17 protein-coding genes are annotated in these 16,318 nt (G+C 73.3%); 8 read left to right on the top strand and 9 right to left on the bottom strand.

The genetic code is table 11. The features are described 5' to 3' along the window. The first annotated feature begins 16 nt into the window (after positions 1–16). Positions 17–1,753, top strand: coding sequence for an amidase (locus tag ACFVSN_RS18405; protein ID WP_387956092.1), 1,737 nt, complete (start codon positions 17–19; stop codon positions 1,751–1,753). 138 nt (positions 1,754–1,891) lie between these two features. Here the strand turns inward: ACFVSN_RS18405 and ACFVSN_RS18400 are convergent, their stop codons facing one another. Then, the gene (locus ACFVSN_RS18400) at positions 1,892–2,047 is read right to left on the bottom strand and encodes a hypothetical protein (protein WP_380446112.1); all 156 of its coding nucleotides are present in this window, start codon (positions 2,045–2,047) and stop codon (positions 1,892–1,894) included. Between the two features lie 276 nt (positions 2,048–2,323). Here ACFVSN_RS18400 and ACFVSN_RS18395 point away from each other — a divergent pair, with 276 nt between their 5' ends. The 4 genes from ACFVSN_RS18395 to ACFVSN_RS18380 all read left to right on the top strand — a co-directional run bounded on the left by ACFVSN_RS18395 (position 2,324) and on the right by ACFVSN_RS18380 (position 6,775). Continuing rightward, entirely contained in the window at positions 2,324–3,376 is a 1,053-nt protein-coding gene (locus ACFVSN_RS18395; protein ID WP_387956091.1) for a BTAD domain-containing putative transcriptional regulator, read from the top strand. Between the two features lie 82 nt (positions 3,377–3,458). Next, positions 3,459–4,127, top strand: a complete 669-nt coding sequence (locus ACFVSN_RS18390; RefSeq protein ID WP_387956090.1) for a hypothetical protein — start codon at positions 3,459–3,461, stop codon at positions 4,125–4,127. 102 nt (positions 4,128–4,229) lie between these two features. Further along, positions 4,230–5,792 carry an AMP-binding protein gene (locus ACFVSN_RS18385; protein ID WP_387956088.1) on the top strand — a complete coding sequence of 521 codons (1,563 nt, stop codon included), beginning with the start codon at positions 4,230–4,232 and terminating at the stop codon, positions 5,790–5,792. A gap of 224 nt (positions 5,793–6,016) precedes the next feature. Beyond that, a complete protein-coding gene (locus tag ACFVSN_RS18380; protein ID WP_387596553.1) occupies positions 6,017–6,775 on the top strand; it encodes an alpha/beta fold hydrolase in 759 nt (252 codons plus the stop codon). Between the two features lie 50 nt (positions 6,776–6,825). On the opposite strand, the gene ACFVSN_RS18375 is transcribed toward ACFVSN_RS18380, so the two are convergent. Continuing rightward, positions 6,826–7,500, bottom strand: a complete 675-nt coding sequence (locus ACFVSN_RS18375) for a lysophospholipid acyltransferase family protein (protein WP_387956086.1) — start codon at positions 7,498–7,500, stop codon at positions 6,826–6,828. 187 nt (positions 7,501–7,687) lie between these two features. Here ACFVSN_RS18375 and ACFVSN_RS18370 point away from each other — a divergent pair, with 187 nt between their 5' ends. Continuing rightward, the gene (locus ACFVSN_RS18370; protein WP_387956085.1) at positions 7,688–8,122 is read left to right on the top strand and encodes a helix-turn-helix domain-containing protein; all 435 of its coding nucleotides are present in this window, start codon (positions 7,688–7,690) and stop codon (positions 8,120–8,122) included. A 74-nt stretch (positions 8,123–8,196) separates the two neighbouring features. Here ACFVSN_RS18370 and ACFVSN_RS18365 read toward each other — a convergent pair whose 3' ends face one another. The 3 genes from ACFVSN_RS18365 to ACFVSN_RS18355 all read right to left on the bottom strand — a co-directional run bounded on the left by ACFVSN_RS18365 (position 8,197) and on the right by ACFVSN_RS18355 (position 9,962). Then, complete coding sequence (locus ACFVSN_RS18365) at positions 8,197–8,799, bottom strand: ClpP family protease (protein ID WP_387956083.1); 603 nt, start codon at positions 8,797–8,799, stop codon at positions 8,197–8,199. 1 nt (position 8,800) lies between these two features. After that, positions 8,801–9,439 carry an ATP-dependent Clp protease proteolytic subunit gene (locus ACFVSN_RS18360; RefSeq protein WP_387956081.1) on the bottom strand — a complete coding sequence of 213 codons (639 nt, stop codon included), beginning with the start codon at positions 9,437–9,439 and terminating at the stop codon, positions 8,801–8,803. A gap of 151 nt (positions 9,440–9,590) precedes the next feature. Continuing rightward, positions 9,591–9,962 carry a winged helix-turn-helix transcriptional regulator gene (locus ACFVSN_RS18355; RefSeq protein WP_387956079.1) on the bottom strand — a complete coding sequence of 124 codons (372 nt, stop codon included), beginning with the start codon at positions 9,960–9,962 and terminating at the stop codon, positions 9,591–9,593. Positions 9,963–10,095: 133 nt separating this feature from the next. Between ACFVSN_RS18355 and ACFVSN_RS18350 the strand changes: the two genes are divergently transcribed. Then, complete coding sequence (locus ACFVSN_RS18350; RefSeq protein WP_387956077.1) at positions 10,096–10,935, top strand: SDR family oxidoreductase; 840 nt, start codon at positions 10,096–10,098, stop codon at positions 10,933–10,935. A gap of 126 nt (positions 10,936–11,061) precedes the next feature. On the opposite strand, the gene ACFVSN_RS18345 is transcribed toward ACFVSN_RS18350, so the two are convergent. Continuing rightward, positions 11,062–11,472 (bottom strand): hypothetical protein, encoded by a 411-nt coding sequence (locus tag ACFVSN_RS18345; RefSeq protein WP_380446114.1) that lies wholly within the window; start codon positions 11,470–11,472, stop codon positions 11,062–11,064. 242 nt (positions 11,473–11,714) lie between these two features. Here ACFVSN_RS18345 and ACFVSN_RS18340 point away from each other — a divergent pair, with 242 nt between their 5' ends. Then, on the top strand, positions 11,715–12,563 hold the full coding sequence (locus ACFVSN_RS18340; RefSeq protein WP_387956075.1) for an alpha/beta fold hydrolase: 849 nt from the start codon (positions 11,715–11,717) through the stop codon (positions 12,561–12,563). 37 nt (positions 12,564–12,600) lie between these two features. Here ACFVSN_RS18340 and ACFVSN_RS18335 read toward each other — a convergent pair whose 3' ends face one another. The 3 genes from ACFVSN_RS18335 to ACFVSN_RS18325 all read right to left on the bottom strand — a co-directional run bounded on the left by ACFVSN_RS18335 (position 12,601) and on the right by ACFVSN_RS18325 (position 16,240). Continuing rightward, positions 12,601–13,245: a hypothetical protein gene (locus ACFVSN_RS18335; protein WP_387956073.1), complete on the bottom strand. Its 645-nt coding sequence runs from the start codon at positions 13,243–13,245 to the stop codon at positions 12,601–12,603. Between the two features lie 156 nt (positions 13,246–13,401). Further along, a complete protein-coding gene (locus tag ACFVSN_RS18330; RefSeq protein WP_387956071.1) occupies positions 13,402–14,613 on the bottom strand; it encodes a serine hydrolase domain-containing protein in 1,212 nt (403 codons plus the stop codon). 247 nt (positions 14,614–14,860) lie between these two features. Next, positions 14,861–16,240, bottom strand: a complete 1,380-nt coding sequence (locus ACFVSN_RS18325) for a pyridoxal-phosphate dependent enzyme (RefSeq protein WP_387956069.1) — start codon at positions 16,238–16,240, stop codon at positions 14,861–14,863. Positions 16,241–16,318 lie beyond the last annotated feature (78 nt).

The raw sequence follows: 16,318 nt of genomic DNA, 5'->3' as shown, positions 1-16,318 counted from the left end.
TCCTAGGGACACCCGCATGACCCACCCGTTCGACGTCGTCGAGACCGGCATCGCCGACCTGCGCGCGGCGCTGGAGAAGGGCGAGACCACCTCGGTCGGCCTGCTCGACGCCTACCTCGCCCGGATCGAGGCCTACGACCGGCCCGGCACCCCCACGGCGCTCAACTCCGTCGTCGTGATGAACCCGGACGCCCGCGCCGACGCCGAGGCCTCCGACGCCCGCCGCGCCCAGGGGCGGACGCTCGGTCCGCTCGACGGCATCCCGTACACCGCCAAGGACAGCTACCTCGCCAAGGGCCTGACCGCCGCCGCCGGTTCGCCGGCGTTCGAGCACCTGGTGGCCCGGCGCGACGCCTTCGCCATCGAGCGGCTGCGCGCCGCCGGCGCCGTGCTCATCGGCCTGACCACCATGCCGCCGATGGCCAACGGCGGCATGCAGCGCGGCGTCCACGGCCGCGCCGAGAGCCCGTACAGCGCCGACTGGCTGACCAGCGCCTACGGCTCCGGCTCCTCGAACGGCTCGGGCACCGCCACGGCGGCCTCGTTCGGCGCGTTCGGCCTCGGCGAGGAGACCTGGTCCTCGGGCCGCGCGCCCGCCTCGAACAACGCCCTGTGCGCCTACACCCCCAGCCGCGGCGTGATCTCGGTGCGCGGCAACTGGCCGCTCGTACCGACCATGGACGTCGTGGTCCCGCACACGAGGACCATGGCCGACCTGCTCGAACTGCTCGACGTCATCGTCGCCGACGACCCGGACACCCGCGGTGACCTGTGGCGGGCCCAGCCCTGGGTGCCGCTGCCCGCACCGTCCCGCGTCCGCCCGGCCTCGTACCCGGCCCTGGCGCCCGCGGACACGGCGGCGGCGCGTGCGACGCTCGCCGGCAAGCGTGTCGGCGTGCCCAGGATGTACATCAACGCCGACCCCGACGCGGGCACCAACCCGGACGGCGGCATCGGCGGCCAGACCGGGCAGCGGATCGACACGCGCGCCTCGGTCCTCGCCCTGTGGCAGGCCGCCCGCCGCGACCTGGAGTCCGCCGGCGCCGAGGTCGTCGAGGTCGACTTCCCCGTGGTGACCAACTACGAGTCCGACCGCCGCGGCGCGCCGTCCCTGCTCTCCCGGGGCCTGGTCGGCCGCGACTTCCTCGCCCGCGAGATCCTCGACCTGTCGGCCTGGGCCTGGGACGACTTCCTGCGCGCCAACGCGGACCCCGCGCTCCCCACCCTCGCCGACGTCGACGGCGCCCTGATCTGGCCCAAGCACCCGGGCGAACTGCCGGACCGCTACGCCGGCTTCGACGACGTGATCGCCGACTACCCCCGACTGGTCCGCGACCAGGCCTACCGAGCGTTCACCGACATCCCGCACCTCGAACAGGGACTGCGCGGGCTGGAGGAGACCCGCAGGATCGATCTGGAGGAGTGGATGGACGAACTCGGCCTGAACGCCGTGGTCTTCCCCACGGTCGCCGACGTCGGCCCGGCCGACATGGACGTGAACGAGGCCTCCGCCGACCTGGGCTGGCGCAACGGCGTGTGGGTCGCGAACGGCAACCTCGTACCGCGCCACCTGGGCATCCCGACGGTGACCGTGCCGATGGGCACCATGACCGACACCGGCATGCCGGTGGGACTGACCTTCGCGGGCCGCGCCTACAACGACAACTCGCTGCTCCGCCTCGCCGCCGCCTTCGAGAGGACCGGGCGCCGCCGCACGGAACCGCCCCGCACCCCACGGCTGCGGGCCTCCTGAGGCCCCGACCCCGAGCGGCCCGTCCCCGCCTGAACCGGGGACGGGCCGCCGTCCGGGGCGGACGGGAACGAACTCAGTCGGACGGGCCGACCGGGCTCGGACTGAGCCGGCGGCCCGCCCGGCTCAGGTCGTCCCCGCTCAGGTCGTCCCGCGATCGTTCCGGCCCGCGGCCTGCGCGGTCTCCGCCGCCCTGGCCGCCTGGCGCTGGCGCCGCCTCGCGCCCAGCCAGCCCGCCAGACCGATCAGTCCGCCCGCGATCGCCGCGGCGACCAGCTTGTGCAGCAACTCGGACACAACGACTCCGCTTCCCGAAAGTGGCCGGCGCAGAGGATCGCGCCGCCGTGAACACCGATGGCCCGACGTTAGGAAGCGGCGATGAAATCACCGTGAAAGCGGCCGCGGGCCCTGCCCCGGTCACGTTTCCGCAGGTGAGACGCCGTATGCACGACCGGCCAGATATGGCCGCTCCCCCGTCCTGTCCCCCCGGCCGCCGCCCGGACCAGCATCGAGGCCTCAGCAGAAGCCCGGAGCCGTCCGCCCCGGCCGGAGAACCAGAACCACGGAGCAGCCATGCCGCCGAGCCCACCCGCCGTCGCCGCCCTCGACCCCCGCCAGCGCGACGTGCTGTACGCCATCGGCTGCGGCCTGACGGACGCCGAGATCGCCGCCTCGCTCGCCATTCCGGAACGCGCCGTGGCCGGCCACCTCGGCCGGATCCTGGCCACGCTCCGGCTGCGCGACCGGGCCGCCGCCATCGTCCACGCCTTCGACTGCGGACTGGTGACGCCCGGCCACGGCCCGCGCCGGCGGGCAGCGGACGCCCCGTCACGGACCGGCGCTCGCCGGCCGGCGGACCGTACGCCCGATGCGGGCCTGCGGATCTCCCTCCTCGGTCCGCCGCGGGCCTGGCGGGACGGACGACCCGTCGGCCTCGGACCGGCTCGCCAGCAAGCCGTCCTCGCCGCGCTGGCCCTGCGGCCGGACCGGGCGGTGGGCACGCACGAACTGCTGGACCGGATCTGGGGGATGGAGCCGCCGATCGGGAACGTCGTGCCGGTCTACATCTACCGGCTGCGCAAGATCCTGCGCACCGGGCCCGGGGGCGGCACGGACCCGGTGATCGAACGGGAGCAGGCCGGCTACCGGCTCAACCGCCGTGCGGTCGAGGTCGACGTGGCCCGCGCCGAGCAGCTGGCCGCCGCAGCGACGACGGCCGAGCGCGCCGGTGACCTGGCCGAGGCCGTCCGCGCCTGCTCCCAGGCGCTGGACCTCTTCTACGGCGAGCCCCTGGCCGGCCTCCCCGGACGGTTCGCCGAACTCGAACGGCTACGGCTGACCGAACACCGGATCACCCTGGCCCAGCGGAAGGCGGAGTGGCAGCTTCAGCTGGGCCGGACCGCCGAGGCAACCGCCGAACTGTCCGCCCTGGCCACGGCGCACCCGCTCAACGAGCAGGTCGTCGCGCTCCTGATGCGCGCCCTGCACCGGGGCGGCCGGCAGGCCGAGGCCCTGGCCGTCTTCGACCGCACCCGCCACCGGCTGGGCGAGGAACTGGGGGTGCTCCCCGGCGAGTTGCTGCGCCGAACCCGGCAGACGCTGCTCCGCCGGGGCCGGAGCTCCTGACCGGGCCCGCGTCCGTCTCCGGGGAGTACGGAACCGGGCCGGGCTCCGGATCTTGATAGGGTCGAACGCCAGGGGGGCTGTCATGAGCGAGATACCGCAAGCACGTGAGGAACTGAACCGGCTGGGCCGGTCCCTGCGCGAGCAGATGGTCGCGCTGATCACCGACCTGACGCCCGGCGCGGACCTCCACCTGCTGTTCCTCGACGATCCGTTGCTCGCCGACTGGCACGAGCCGCTCCGCCACCACTTTTCGGCCCTGTTCCGCGGGGAACGTCCCGCGACCGTCACCGCCGCCGAGATCACCTCCCGTGCGGCCGCCCTCCTCGACGCGGCCGGTTGGGACGTCACGACATCGGAGGAGCAGCAGGACGGGAAGCGCGCCACCATGGTCCTCGCCCACCGTGACGGCAACGTCATCCGGGTCGGGACCGGCGACCACACCTCCGCCGTGATGTTCAGCGGGCGGACGCCGGCACTGGCACTCCGCGCGCCGAAGCCGTTCCAGCGGCCGGAGCCGGTGCGGACAGCGCAGACCGTCACACCCGGTTATGTCCTCTGCTACGAGTGCGAGGGCCTCGGGTGGTGCTACGGCTGCGGCGGTCGCGGGTGGAGGCCCGGCGAACCCCATGGGCGGACCCGCTGCAGGGAGTGCTCCGGGAGGAAGGTCTGCCCGATCTGCCGTGGCGGGGGTGAGCTGGCCGTCTCCCAGCTGTCGGGGTACCAGCGGGGCTACTACCCGGACGTGGATTGACACCGGACCGGTGTCCTGCGTCCTGCGTCCACGGATGACACTCCCGCCGGACATGGCCGGAACTCGCCGGTGCACGGCGGGGAGTGGGGTTAGCCTGACGACATGGTTGCAAACTACAAGGAAGAAGTAGCCATGGGCGACCCGGAGTTCATCAGCGCACCCGCCCTGATCCTCCGGGCCCTGTCCACCGACCCGGACCGGCGCGCCATCACCACCGCCGACCGCGTCGAGATCACCGCGGGCGACTTCGCCGCCGCCACCTACCGCCTGGCCCACGAGCTCGTCGCCCGGGGCGTCCGCCGCGGCGCGACCGTCACCCTCCTCACCGGCAACACCGCCGAGGCGCTCAGCGCCCGCTACGCCGCGGGCCTGGCCGGCGCGCGCGTGGTGAACCTGTACGACGGGATGAGCGCCCCGGTCCTGGCCGAGATCGTGGCCGGCGCGGACACCACCGTCCTGCTCGTGGACGCCGAACGGTACGCGGACGCGGCCGAGTTGCTGCCCCTGGTCGACGTCACGGCGGTCCTCGCGCTGGGGCCGGGCGGGCCCGCCGAGGACGTGATCGCCGCCTCCGCCGGCCGGCCCGCCGAGGACCCGGCCGTCCCCGTCGACCCCGGCGACGACATCGGGATCCGCCACACCGGCGGCACCACCGGCATCCCCAAGGGCATCGTCAGCCTCCACGGCGCCTACCGCAGCATCCTCGACACTCCGTTCGACGGCCGTCCGCACGACGAGCCGCCCCGCCTCCTCGTCGCCACCTCGCTCGCCCACCTCGCCGGGGTGCTCGCCGACGTGACGCTCCACGCCGGCGGCTCGGTCGTCCTCCAGCGCTCCTTCGACCCCGGCGCGGTGCTCGCCGCCATCGAGCGCGAACGCGTCACCGACCTGTGGCTCCTGCCGCCACTGCTCTACCGGCTGCTCGACCACCCGGCCATCGGCCGCACCAGCCTGGCCGGGCTCCACCGCATCACGTACGGCGGCTGCCCCTCCTCCCCGACCAGGATCCGCGAGGCCGTCAAGGTGTTCGGGCCCATCCTGGTCAGCCTCTACGGCATGTCGGAGGCGCAGAAGATCGCCGTGCTCACCCCGGACGAGTACGCGCGGTTCGGCGACGACGGCCCGCTGCCGGTCGGCCGGCCCTTCCCCGACGTGGAGGTGGCGATCCGGTCCGCCGACGGCACCGACCTGCCGGCCGGCGAACAGGGCGAGGTCCACGTGCGCTCCGCCACCCTGATGGCCGGGTACCTGAAGCGGCCCGACCTCACCGAGCAAGTGCTGCACGACGGCTGGCTCGACACCGGCGACGTCGGCTACTTCGACGCCGACGGCTACCTCTACCTCTCCGACCGCCTCAAGGACCTGATCATCGTGGTCGGCGGCCACGTCTACCCCACCGACGTCGAGGACCTCCTCCTCACCCACCCGGCCATCGCCCAGTGCGCCGTCTACGGCGTGCGCGACGCCCAGGAGGCCGAACACGTCCACGTCGCCGTCGTCCCCGCCCCGGGGCAGCGGCCGCAGCTGGAGGACGTCCGCGCCTTCGTCACCGCGAACAAGGGCCGCATCTACGCGCCCGAGGCCCTGCACCTGGTGGACGCGATCCCGCTGACGGCCGTCGGCAAGCCGGACAAGAAGCGGCTCCGCGAGGCCCTCGCGGACTGAACCCCGAATTCGCCCGGACGGCGGGGCGCTCACCGAAACCCCACCGAACCCCGCACGGATCCACACCCGCTTTCAGCCCATGGTGGGGTTTGGCTCAATGAACCACCGCCCGGGTGCCGAGAAGCCAACGGGGGTGGCGGCGCTGAGGGCTGCCACCCCCACCACGGCCCGTCAGGGCGGATACCCGGTTGGAGAACACCGGGCGCAGCACTACCATCCGGCACATGATCATCTCTCATGACGTGGCCGGGACCGGACCCGCCGTCCTCCTGCTGCACTCCTCGGTGTGCGACCGCCGGATGTGGGACGCCCAGTGGCAGCCGCTGGCCGACGCGGGCTACCGGGTGGTGCGGTGCGACTTCCGGGGGTTCGGCGACTCCCCGCTGGCGGACCGCCCGTACAGCGACGCCGGAGACGTCCTCGCCCTGCTCGAGCACCTCGGCATCGAGTCCGCCGCGCTGATCGGCGCCTCCCACGGCGGACGGGTCGCGCTGACGGTGGCCGCGCTGCGCCCGCACGCCGTGTCCGCACTCGCCCTGCTGGGGGCGGGCATGCCCGGCCACGAGCCCAGTGCGACGCTGCGTGCCTTCGGTGCGCGCGAGGACGAGCTGATCGAGGCCGGTGACGTGGCGGCGGCCGTCGAACTGAACGTCTCGACGTGGCTGGGGCCGGACGCGGACGAGGAAGCCCGCGAGAGCGTCCGGCGGATGCAGCGGCACGCCTTCGAGGTGCAAGCCGAGGCCACCGGCGGACCGGATCGCGAGGAGGTCGACCTCACCCGGATCACCGCCCCCACGCTGGCCGTCTCCGGCGCGCACGACCTGCCGGACTTCCGCGAGATCGCGGCCGCCCTGCCCGTCCGGCTCCCGGGCGCCCGCCACCTCGAACTGCCCTGGGCCGGCCACCTGCCGAACCTGGAACGGCCGCACGAGGTGACGCGGATGCTCGTCGATTTCCTCGCGGACACTGCCGGATCGCGGTAGCGGTGACGGCGCCGATCCCCCTGTGGAGGCCTCGGCACGACGGAATCCTGCTAGCGCTCGAATGCTCCGGGGAGGCGGGTGAGCCCCCGACGCTCCTGCTCCGCTGTCCGCCAGGCCGCCGTGACCGCGCGGTGGGCGGCGGCCGTCGCCTCCGCCACGTCGCCCTCCAGGTGGAGCGGCGCGCCCACGTGGACGTGCACGGCCGGACGCCGCAGCGGGGCGGTGGCGAAGCCGGCGATCTGCTTGGTGGCGCTGCCCGAACTCAGGCGGCGCGCACCGCACTGGCCGAGCGGCACTACCGGGGCGCCGCTCGCCGCGGCGAGCCGGGCCAGGCCGGTGCGGAAGGCGCCCGGCTCCGCGTCACCGGAGTCCCGGCGATCGGGAAGGCAGCCCTCGCCGTAGATCAGCACGACGCGGCCGGCCGCCAGCGCGGCCGCGGCCGAGTCGAGGGCCGAGGCCGCCCGGGCCGTCCCCCGGTGAACCGGGATGTGCCCGCCGGCCCGCAGCACCCCGCCGAGCACCGGGATCCGCCACAGCCCGGCGGTCGCCATCACCACCGGCTCGGTGCCGAGGCGGCGCAGCGCGGCCAGCACCACGCCCGGGTCCGCGAGGGAGCTGTGGTTGGCCACGACGATGCTGCCCGGGGCGACCGGGCCCGCCAGTTCGGAGGTGACGGACAGACGGCCGAGGACGGGGAGCAGCGTGCTGGCGATCCGGCTGAGCATGGACGTTCCTCTTCTGGCCTTCGACGCGGGCTGGTGCCGCCATCCTCGCGGAGCACCGCCGCCGGCCGCCTGAGTAGCGGTACTCAACCCGGCGTGGGGTCGCCCGTCCGCGAAACCCCAACTCGGCTTCACCCAGGGCAGAACGCCGCGCCCTTCCCCCGGAGCCCGGGATCCATAGGCTGGAGGGGTGAGCACTCATGCGCCGAACGAAGCCCGCGTCATCCCCCTGCGCCCGAAGACCGCGCCGGCCGGTTCCGGCCGGGCGGCCGGTGCCCCGCAGCGGCCCGCCGCCGCCCCGCAGCCGTCCGAGCCGAAGGAACCGCTGTGGCGCGACCTCGTCGGCGACGTGCTGCGGCGCGAACGGCTGGCGCAGGAACGCACGCTGAAGGACGTCGCCGACGAGGCCCGGATCTCGATGCCGTACCTGTCGGAGCTGGAGCGCGGACGCAAGGAGGCCTCCTCCGAGGTCCTCGCGGCCGCCGCCCGGGCCCTCGGCCTCGGCCTCGGCGACCTGCTCTCGCTCGCCCAGGAGGACCTCGCCCGGCACGCCCGGAGCAGCCGGCTGGGCCGGAAGTCGCCCACGGCGCAGTCGCGGTACGACGGCCTCTGCCTCGTCGCCTGACCGGGCCGGCGGCCGGTACACCCCTGTGGTACCGGCCGCCGTGTCCGTGCCCGTGCCGTCAGTGGTCAAGCGGCTCAGGCGAACGCGAGTCGCCGGCTCAGCACCTCGTCGGCGATCCCGTACGCGACGGCCTCCTCGGCGGTGAGCACCTTCTCCCGGTCCATGTCCGCGCGCAGCGTCGCCGCGTCGTGGTGCGTGTGCCGGGAGAGGACCTCCTCCACCTGCGAGCGGATGCGGACCATCTCCTTGGCCGCGAGGCTGAGGTCCGAGACCGTCCCCTGCCGCCCGCCGCTGGCCGGCTGGCCCAGCAGCACCCGCGCGTGCTGGAGCACGAACCGCCGCCCGGGATCCCCGCCGGCCAGCAGCACCGCCGCCGTCGACGCCGCCTGGCCCACGCAGAACGTGGAGATCGGCGCCTGGACGAACGTCATCGTGTCGTAGATCGCCATCAGCGAAGTGAACGATCCGCCGGGCGAGTTGAGGTAGATCGAGATCTCCCGCTCCGGGTTCTCCGACTCCAGGTGCAGGAGCTGCGCGATGACCACGTTGGCGACGCCGTCGTCGATCTCGGTGCCGAGGAAGATGATCCGCTCGTTCAGCAGCCGGCTGAAGACGTCGTAGGACCGCTCGCCCTGCGCGGTGCGCTCGATCACGTACGGAACCGTGTACGACCCCATGTCACAGCCCCATCCGTCGGCGCGACGAGGCCGGGCGGATGTCGGCGAGCGACTCCACCACCCGGTCCACGATCCCGTACTCCCTGGCCTGTTCGGCCGTGAACCAGCGGTCGCGGTCGCCGTCGCGCGCGATCGTCTCCTCGCTCTGCCCGGTGTGCCCGGCGGTGATCCGCTCGATGGCCTTCTTGGTGAACAGGAGGTTCTCCGCCTGGATCTCGATGTCCGCGGTGGAGCCCCCGATGCCCGCCGACGGCTGGTGCATCATGATCCGCGCGTTCGGCAGCGCGAACCGCTTGCCGGCCGCGCCGACGGTGAGCAGGAACTGCCCCATGCTGGCGGCGAAGCCCATCGCCAGCGTCGAGACGTCGTTCGGGATGAGCCGCATGGTGTCGAAGATGGCGAGCCCCGCGGTGACCGACCCGCCCGGGCTGTTGATGTACAGGCAGATGTCGGTGCGCGGGTCCTCCGCCGAGAGCAGCAGCAGCTGCGCACAGACCCGGTTGGCCGACACGTCGTCGACCTGCGTGCCCAGCAGGACGATCCGCTGGGCGAGCAGTTGAGCCGCGAGGTGGTCGTCGAACCGGCTGGGCGGGGTGTCTCCCTCCTCCGCGCGGGGCAGGAGGGTGCCGAGTGGAGTCATCAGGTCTCCTCGAAGAGCCGGGGATGCTGTCCCCATCACTCTCGACCGCCGAAGACCCTCGGATGCGATTTCTCTGCCCGCCGCAGATTCGCCACGGGCAGAGCCCAGTCGGCGGCGCGCTGCACGCGCCCGCCGATGGCCGGTGTGTGGGCTACTCGGCGTCGCGCGGGGGCAGGCGGCGGGTGATCCGGTCGAACAGGTCGGCCAGCGGCTCGGCGACCTCCCGGCCGAACTCGGTCAGCCCGTAGGTGACCTGAGGCGGTGACGTCGGTTCGACCTCGCGCCAGACCAGGCCGTCCTGGACCAGGACGCGCAGGGTCTGGGCGAGCATCTTCTCGCTGATCCCGTGGATGCTCTCGCGCAGCTCGTAGAAGCGCAGCGCGTTGCTCCCCAGCGAGATCAGCACCCAGACGCCCCACCTGCTGGTCACGTGGTCGACCACGTCGCGCGCGGGGCAGTCGGTGTGAAACACCTCATACCGCTTGCCGGCCTCGGCCTGTCTGAACTGCACTCCTCCCACCATGTTATGAGCTTACCTCAAGGTATGTCCTTACGAAAGATTAGCTCCGGCTCCTACCATGAAGGCCACCTCAGGAAGTCGAGCAATCGAGCTATCGAGCAATCGAGCTATCGAGCTATCGAGCAAGGAGCTGATCATGATCGTGGTGACCGGGGCCACCGGAAACGTGGGCCGACCGCTGGTGCAGGCGCTCGCGACCGCGGGCCACCAGGTGACGGCGGTGTCGCGACGCACTGCGCCGGTACCGGACGGAGTCCGCCATGTCGCGGCCGACCTCACCGGGCCCGCCGGCCTTGAGCCCGTCCTGACGGGGGCGAAGGCGCTGTTCCTGCTGCTGTCCGGCGACATGCACGCCGCCGGCGCCGACCCGGCCGACATCATCGGCCGGGCCGCGGCGGGCGGGGTACGGCGCATCGTCCTGCTGTCCTCGCAGGGTGTGGCGACCAGGCCGTTCGGCCCGACGCGGATCGCCATACGCGGCGTGGAGGACGCCCTGCGCGAGTCCGGAACGGAGTGGGCGATCCTCCGCCCGGGCGGCTTCGCCTCGAACGCCCTCTGGTGGGCCGATTCCGTCCGCGCGCAGCGAGTCGTCGCCGCCCCCTTCGGCGACGTCGGCGTGCCGATCGTCGACCCGGCCGACATCGCCGAGGTCGCGGCGGCCTGCCTGGTGGAGGACGGGCACACCGGCGGCGTCTACGAGTTGACCGGCCCGGAGCTCATCACGCCCCGCCGGCAGACGGAGGCCATCGCCGCCGCGCTGGGCTCGCCCGTCCGGTTCGCCGAGCTCACGCGCGAGGAGGCCAGGTCCGCGATGTCCCGGGCCATGCCGGTGGAACTCGCCGACGACACCCTGGACATCCTCGGCTCCCCGAACCCGGCCGAACTGCGGATCAGCCCCGACGTCCAGCGCGTCCTCGGCCGTGCGCCGCGCCCGTTCGCCGACTGGGCCGCCCGCAACGTCGCCGCGTTCCGCTGATCACAGGCCGACGGCCGGCCCCCACCTCGACGAGCGTGGGGACCGGCCGTCCTCACTCCGCCGCCGCCTGGTCAGGCGTCAGCTGCCACCCCGGCAGTTGACGACGACCGCGACCGTGGCCGCACGTCAGCGCACGGTCACGGTGAACACGGGCGACGCGGTGTTCCCGCTGACGATGCGCAGCTCGTTCAGGCCCTTGATGCCGAGCTTCACGCCGAGCGAGTAGGCGCCGTTGCGGTTGGTGTTCACGGACGCCGGCAGGGTGACCCACTTGCCGTGCTGCTTCTGCTGCAGGGTCACCTTGGTGCCCGGCTTGAGGCCGGTGGTCGTGCCGTTGACCCGGAACAGCTCCCAGGCACGGACGGACGTCACCGACGGCTTGGCGGTGATGCCGGCCTGGGCGGCGGCCGCGGCGGCGACGGGCTGCGCCGCCGGGGCGGACGGGGTGGCGGCGATGGCGGTGCCCGCCAGGCCGATGGAGAGCACGCTGACGGCGGTCACGGCGGCCAGGCGCATGGAGTTCCGCTTGGAGACGATCACGGGTACACCTCTTTCGAGGGGAGGTGGGTGCCGGCCCGACCGCGGTGTCCGGTGCGGTTCGGGCCCTGTCATGTATACGGACGCCGCACCGCGCCGGTCGGTTGTGGTCGAAACGTCACCGCCTTGTAACAGCCTGCGACCGTCCCGGCCCGCCCTCGTCCGACCGACCCCCTGTCGTCACCCCGTCAACCCTGTGGTGTGATCGTCCTGTTGACGTACGACCGACAGGAGCTCGTCCCATGACCACCACGCCCACTCCCACCCGGCTGACCGTCGGCCCGCACACCTTCGACGCGCTCGCCGCCGGGCCCGCCGACGGTGAACTCGTCCTGCTGCTGCACGGTTTCCCGGAGTTCGCCGACTGCTGGACCGCCGAACTGACGGCACTGGCCGCCGCCGGCTACCGCGCGGTCGCCGTCGACCAGCGCGGCTACTCCCCCGACGCCCGCCCCGAGGACATCGCCGACTACGCCGTCGAGCACCTCGTCGCGGACGCCCTCGGCTTCGCCGACACACTGGGCTCGCCGCGCTTCCACCTGGTCGCCCACGACTGGGGCGGCCTCGTCGCCTGGGCGCTGGCCTCTGCCCACCCGGAGCGGCTCCACAGCCTGACCGTCCTCGCGACGCCGCACCCCGAGGCGCTCTTCGAGGCCATGAACAACGGCAGCGACCAGCGCGAACGCTCGCAGTACGTCAAGCTCTTCCGCCAGCCGGGCAACGTCGCCGAGCAGGGGATGCTCGCCGACGGCGCGGCCCGCCTGCACACCCTCTACCGGGGCGCACTGACGGAGGAGCTCATCGAGTCCAACGTCCGTCGCCTCACCGAGCCCGGCGCGCTGACCGCCGGCCTCAACTGGTACCGCGCGATCAACGACGAACTCCGGGTGCCCGCCGGGGAGATCACCGTCCGCACGCTCTTCGTCTGGGGCACCGAGGACATGGCCCTGGGCCGCGACGCCGCCGAACTGACGGCCAAGCACGTGAGCGCCCCCTACCGCTTCGTCCCCCTGGAAGGCGCCACCCACTGGCTCCCGGAAGCCGACGCCGACCGCATCATGCCCCACCTCCTGGAGCACCTCGCGGGCTGACCGGAGCTGCGGTCCCGACCGGCCACGCCAGCCGGGCTCAGAGGAACACGATGGCCTTGCCGTCGGCGATGCTGGCCCGGCAGGCGCGGTACAGCTGGTGCCAGGCGATCTTCTCAGTTTCGAAGGGGGACCCCGGCTCGAGGTCCGCGAGGGTGGAGTCCTCCGCCGCGGGGAGCGTGCCGTCGGCGTCGAGGTGGATGCCGAGTGACGGTGCGAGGCTCGCCAGTTCGGCCAGCAGGCGCTGGCTGGAGCCGACCATGCCGTAACCGGCGACGTCCGATTCTTCCGGGAGGAAGAGCGGATCGTCGAAGTCCACGGGTATGTAGTAGCCCGAATTGTCGGCGTGGCAGAGCAGATGGGAAGCGAACATGGACGTCTCGTCCTGGATCTTCCGGCCGTCGCGCTCGTACTGCTCGGCGTCGGTCTCCAGCGCGGGAGTGAGCGGCTCGCCGCGCCCGGCGAGCACGAAGACGCGACGCAGGTGGTACAGGTAGCTGTACGGGAAGTGGGCGGAGACGGCGGGCGCGGCGGGCGGATCGGCGATCTCCGGCTCGTGCCAGTCGACGCCGCTCTCCGCGAGCGCCGCGCTCAGGCGCGCGAAGGCGCCGCGGAAGTACGCCAGTCCCTCGGCGTCGTTCCTCGCCTGGTCGTCCAGGAGTCCCACGGTGATCGAAAGTCCCATGACCGCAGACAGTAGCGGTCACGACCGACAGCAGCGGACGCCGGTGCGCCGGGCAGTTCGCGGTGAACCGGATCGCCTGACGGGTGTCGCACTTCGACTTGCCTTCTCGGGCGGCCCGGGCCGGCCTCTCCCCCGTCGTGCACGGCGCCGCGCGCGTCAGCCGCACAGCGCTGCCGTCTGCGCCTGCATCATCCCCTTGCTCAGCGGGACGGGCGGCTCGCCCTTCAGGTCGGCGCCGAGGTCGTAGAGGTTGCCGACGAGGACCAGCTGCCGCTCGCCGTCGGTGGTGGTGAGCGAGACGCTGGTGAAACCGGGCCCGCCGCCGTCGGTCTCCCAGGCGCCGATCGTCCTGGTGCCCGGCCCCGCGCCGCACGACACGTCCATCTGCTGCACGCCGAGTCCGTACGCCGGTGCGTGGGGGAACTGCACCGTCGTGAGGAGTTCGCGCTGCTGGGCGGGGCGCAGCAGCTCGCCGGTGAACAGCGCCCGGTGGAAGTGGGCCAGGTCGTTGACGGTGGAGATCATGGCGCCGGCGGTCCAGTCGTAGGACGGACTGAAGCGCGTCACGTCCTGGTGCTTGAAGTCGTAACCGTGCAGATGGGGGCCGTGGATGGCCGGATCGGTCAGTGGGAAGGCGGTGTCAGTGAGGCCGAGCGGGGCGAGGATCCGCCGGCGGATCTCGGCGGAGGCGCTGTGGTGCGTGACCGCTTCGATGACCAGACCGGCGACCAGGTAGTTGGTGTTGGAGTACGACCAGCCGGATCCGGGCGCGAACAGCGGCTCGTGCCGGACGGCGCGGGCGATCACCTCGCGCGGGGTGTAGACGTAGTCCCGGTCGTGGCCCTCCAGGTAGGGGGCGAAGAACTCGGGCTCGGTGGTGGGATCGTAGATGCCCGCCGTGTGGTTGAGCAGGTGGCGGACGGTGATGGCCGAGCCGTCGTTGCCGTTCCCGTCGACCACTCCGGGCAGCCACTTCTCCACGCTGTCGTCCAGGGACAGCCTTCCCTCCCCCTCCAGTTGCAGCAGCACCGTCGACACGAACGACTTGGTGTTGCTGGCGATCCTGAACCACTGGTCCGGCCGGGCCCGCTCGCCGGTCGCGAGGTCCGCGACCCCGGCCGCCACCCGCGACTCCCGCTCCCCGTCCCTGGCGTAGGCCAGAACCCCCGGGAACCCGTCCGCGACCGCCTGCTGGACGCCCTCGGCGAGTCCGGCGGGCGGCGCCGTCTCCCCCGACACCGACACCAACAGCGGCCCCCTCCCCGGCACCCGCACCGGCTCCGCGACGGCCGTAGCCGGGAGAAGCCCCGTGACCGCCACCGCGCACACGCCCGCCCACAGCGCCGCCGTCCCCGTACCTGCCCTCATCGACATCCCCTGTTCGTGCTGCCCGTTCCCCGTTCACGCCCAGCGTGCCGCGCCGGCCAGCCCCTCGCCCAACCGGCTACCACCCGAATAGTTGCGGGGGTTAGCCCCCAGGTCAGGTGGCGGAGCTGGAGGCGCGCACCATGAAGAGGTACGGCAACCCGCTCGGTCCGACGAACGTGCGTGGAGAGCACGGGCATCGGCGGCCGCAGCCTTCCGTTCGCCGTCCACGCGGTGCCGACGGGGACCTTCAGGCGAGCGCCGCCTTCGTCAGCACCCCGGCCGCTTTCCCGTCCACCAGCACCACCACCGCCGCGTGCCCGCCCGCCAGCGCGGCCCGCGCCTCGGCGGCCGGCTGCCCGACCCCGACCGTCGGCAGGGCCGGCCCGAGCAGCGGGCGCACCGGGCCGTCGGGCTTGGCGCCGCCGTCCGCGAGCGCCGCCCGGAGCACCTCCCGGGACACCGAGCCGAGCACCTCCGCCTCGGCCACCCCGTACGGCCGCGCCGCCCGCGGCAGCACCGCCGGGGCGACCCCGCCCGGCACGGCCCGCAGGGCCTCCAGCGCCTCGCCGACGGTCGCGTCCGCGCCGACCGTCACCAGCGGGCCGGCCCCCTCCAGGGCCGCCCGCAGCTCGCCCTCCCCCGGTTCCTCCAGGAAGCCCAGGCGCCGCATCCACCCGTCGTTGTGGACCTTGGACAGGTAGGACCGGCCGGAGTCCGGCAGCAGCACCACGACCAGGTCGTCCGGTCCCAGCCCGCGCGCCACCCGCAGCGCCGCCGCCACCGCCGTCCCGGACGAGGGGCCGGCCAGGATGCCCTCCTCGCGCGCGAGCCGGCGGGCCGTCAGCAGCGACTCGCGGTCCGGGACGCGCTCGAACCGGTCGATCACCTCCGAGCGGTAGGCCTGCGGCCAGCGGTCCTCGACCGTCTCGGGGTGGAGGAAGTGGCCGATGCTCTCGACGAACCACGGGCTGCCGTCGCCGCCCCCGTACGACGAGGACTCGGGATCCGCGCCGACGACCGTCACCGCACCGCCGGAGGCCTGCTTGAGGTACCCGCCGGTGCCGGTGACGGTGCCTCCGGTGCCCACGCCCGCGACGAAGTGGGTGACCCTGCCGCCGGTCTGCTCCCAGATCTCGGGGCCGGTGGTCCGGACGTGGGCGTCCGGATTTGCCAGGTTGTCGTACTGGTTGGCGAGCCAGGCACCGGGGATCTCCTCGGTGAGCCGCCGGACCACGTTGAACAGGTGCAGCGGGTCCTCCTGCGGCACGGAGGTCGTCGCGAGCACCACCTCGGCCCCGTACGCCCGCAGGATGTCCGCCTTCTCGGGCGCCGACTTGTCCGACACCCCGGCGATCACCCGGTACCCCCGCCGGCGGCCCACGATGGCGAGCCCGATGCCGGTGTTGCCGGACGTCGCCTCGATGATCGTCCCGCCGGGCGCCAGCAGCCCCTCCCGCTCGGCGGCCAGGATCATCGACAGCGCGGCACGGTCCTTGACGCTCCCGCCGATGTTGAGGAACTCGGCCTTGGCGTAGATCGGCGCGGCGATCCCGGCCCCCAGCCGCGCGAGGCGGAACAGCGGCGTCCCGCCGATCGCGTCGAGGACGGACTCGTGCACTGCGGTCATCGGGCGCTCCTTCATCCGGGTCAACGTGCAACCGGGTCAACGTGTGCGGACATGTCCGAGCCTGCCCACGCCCGCGCC

The sequence above is a fragment of the Kitasatospora sp. NPDC057904 genome, from assembly GCF_042887925.1.
GTDB lineage: Bacteria > Actinomycetota > Actinomycetes > Streptomycetales > Streptomycetaceae > Kitasatospora.
This window is presented reverse-complemented; position numbering and strand designations above follow the sequence as displayed.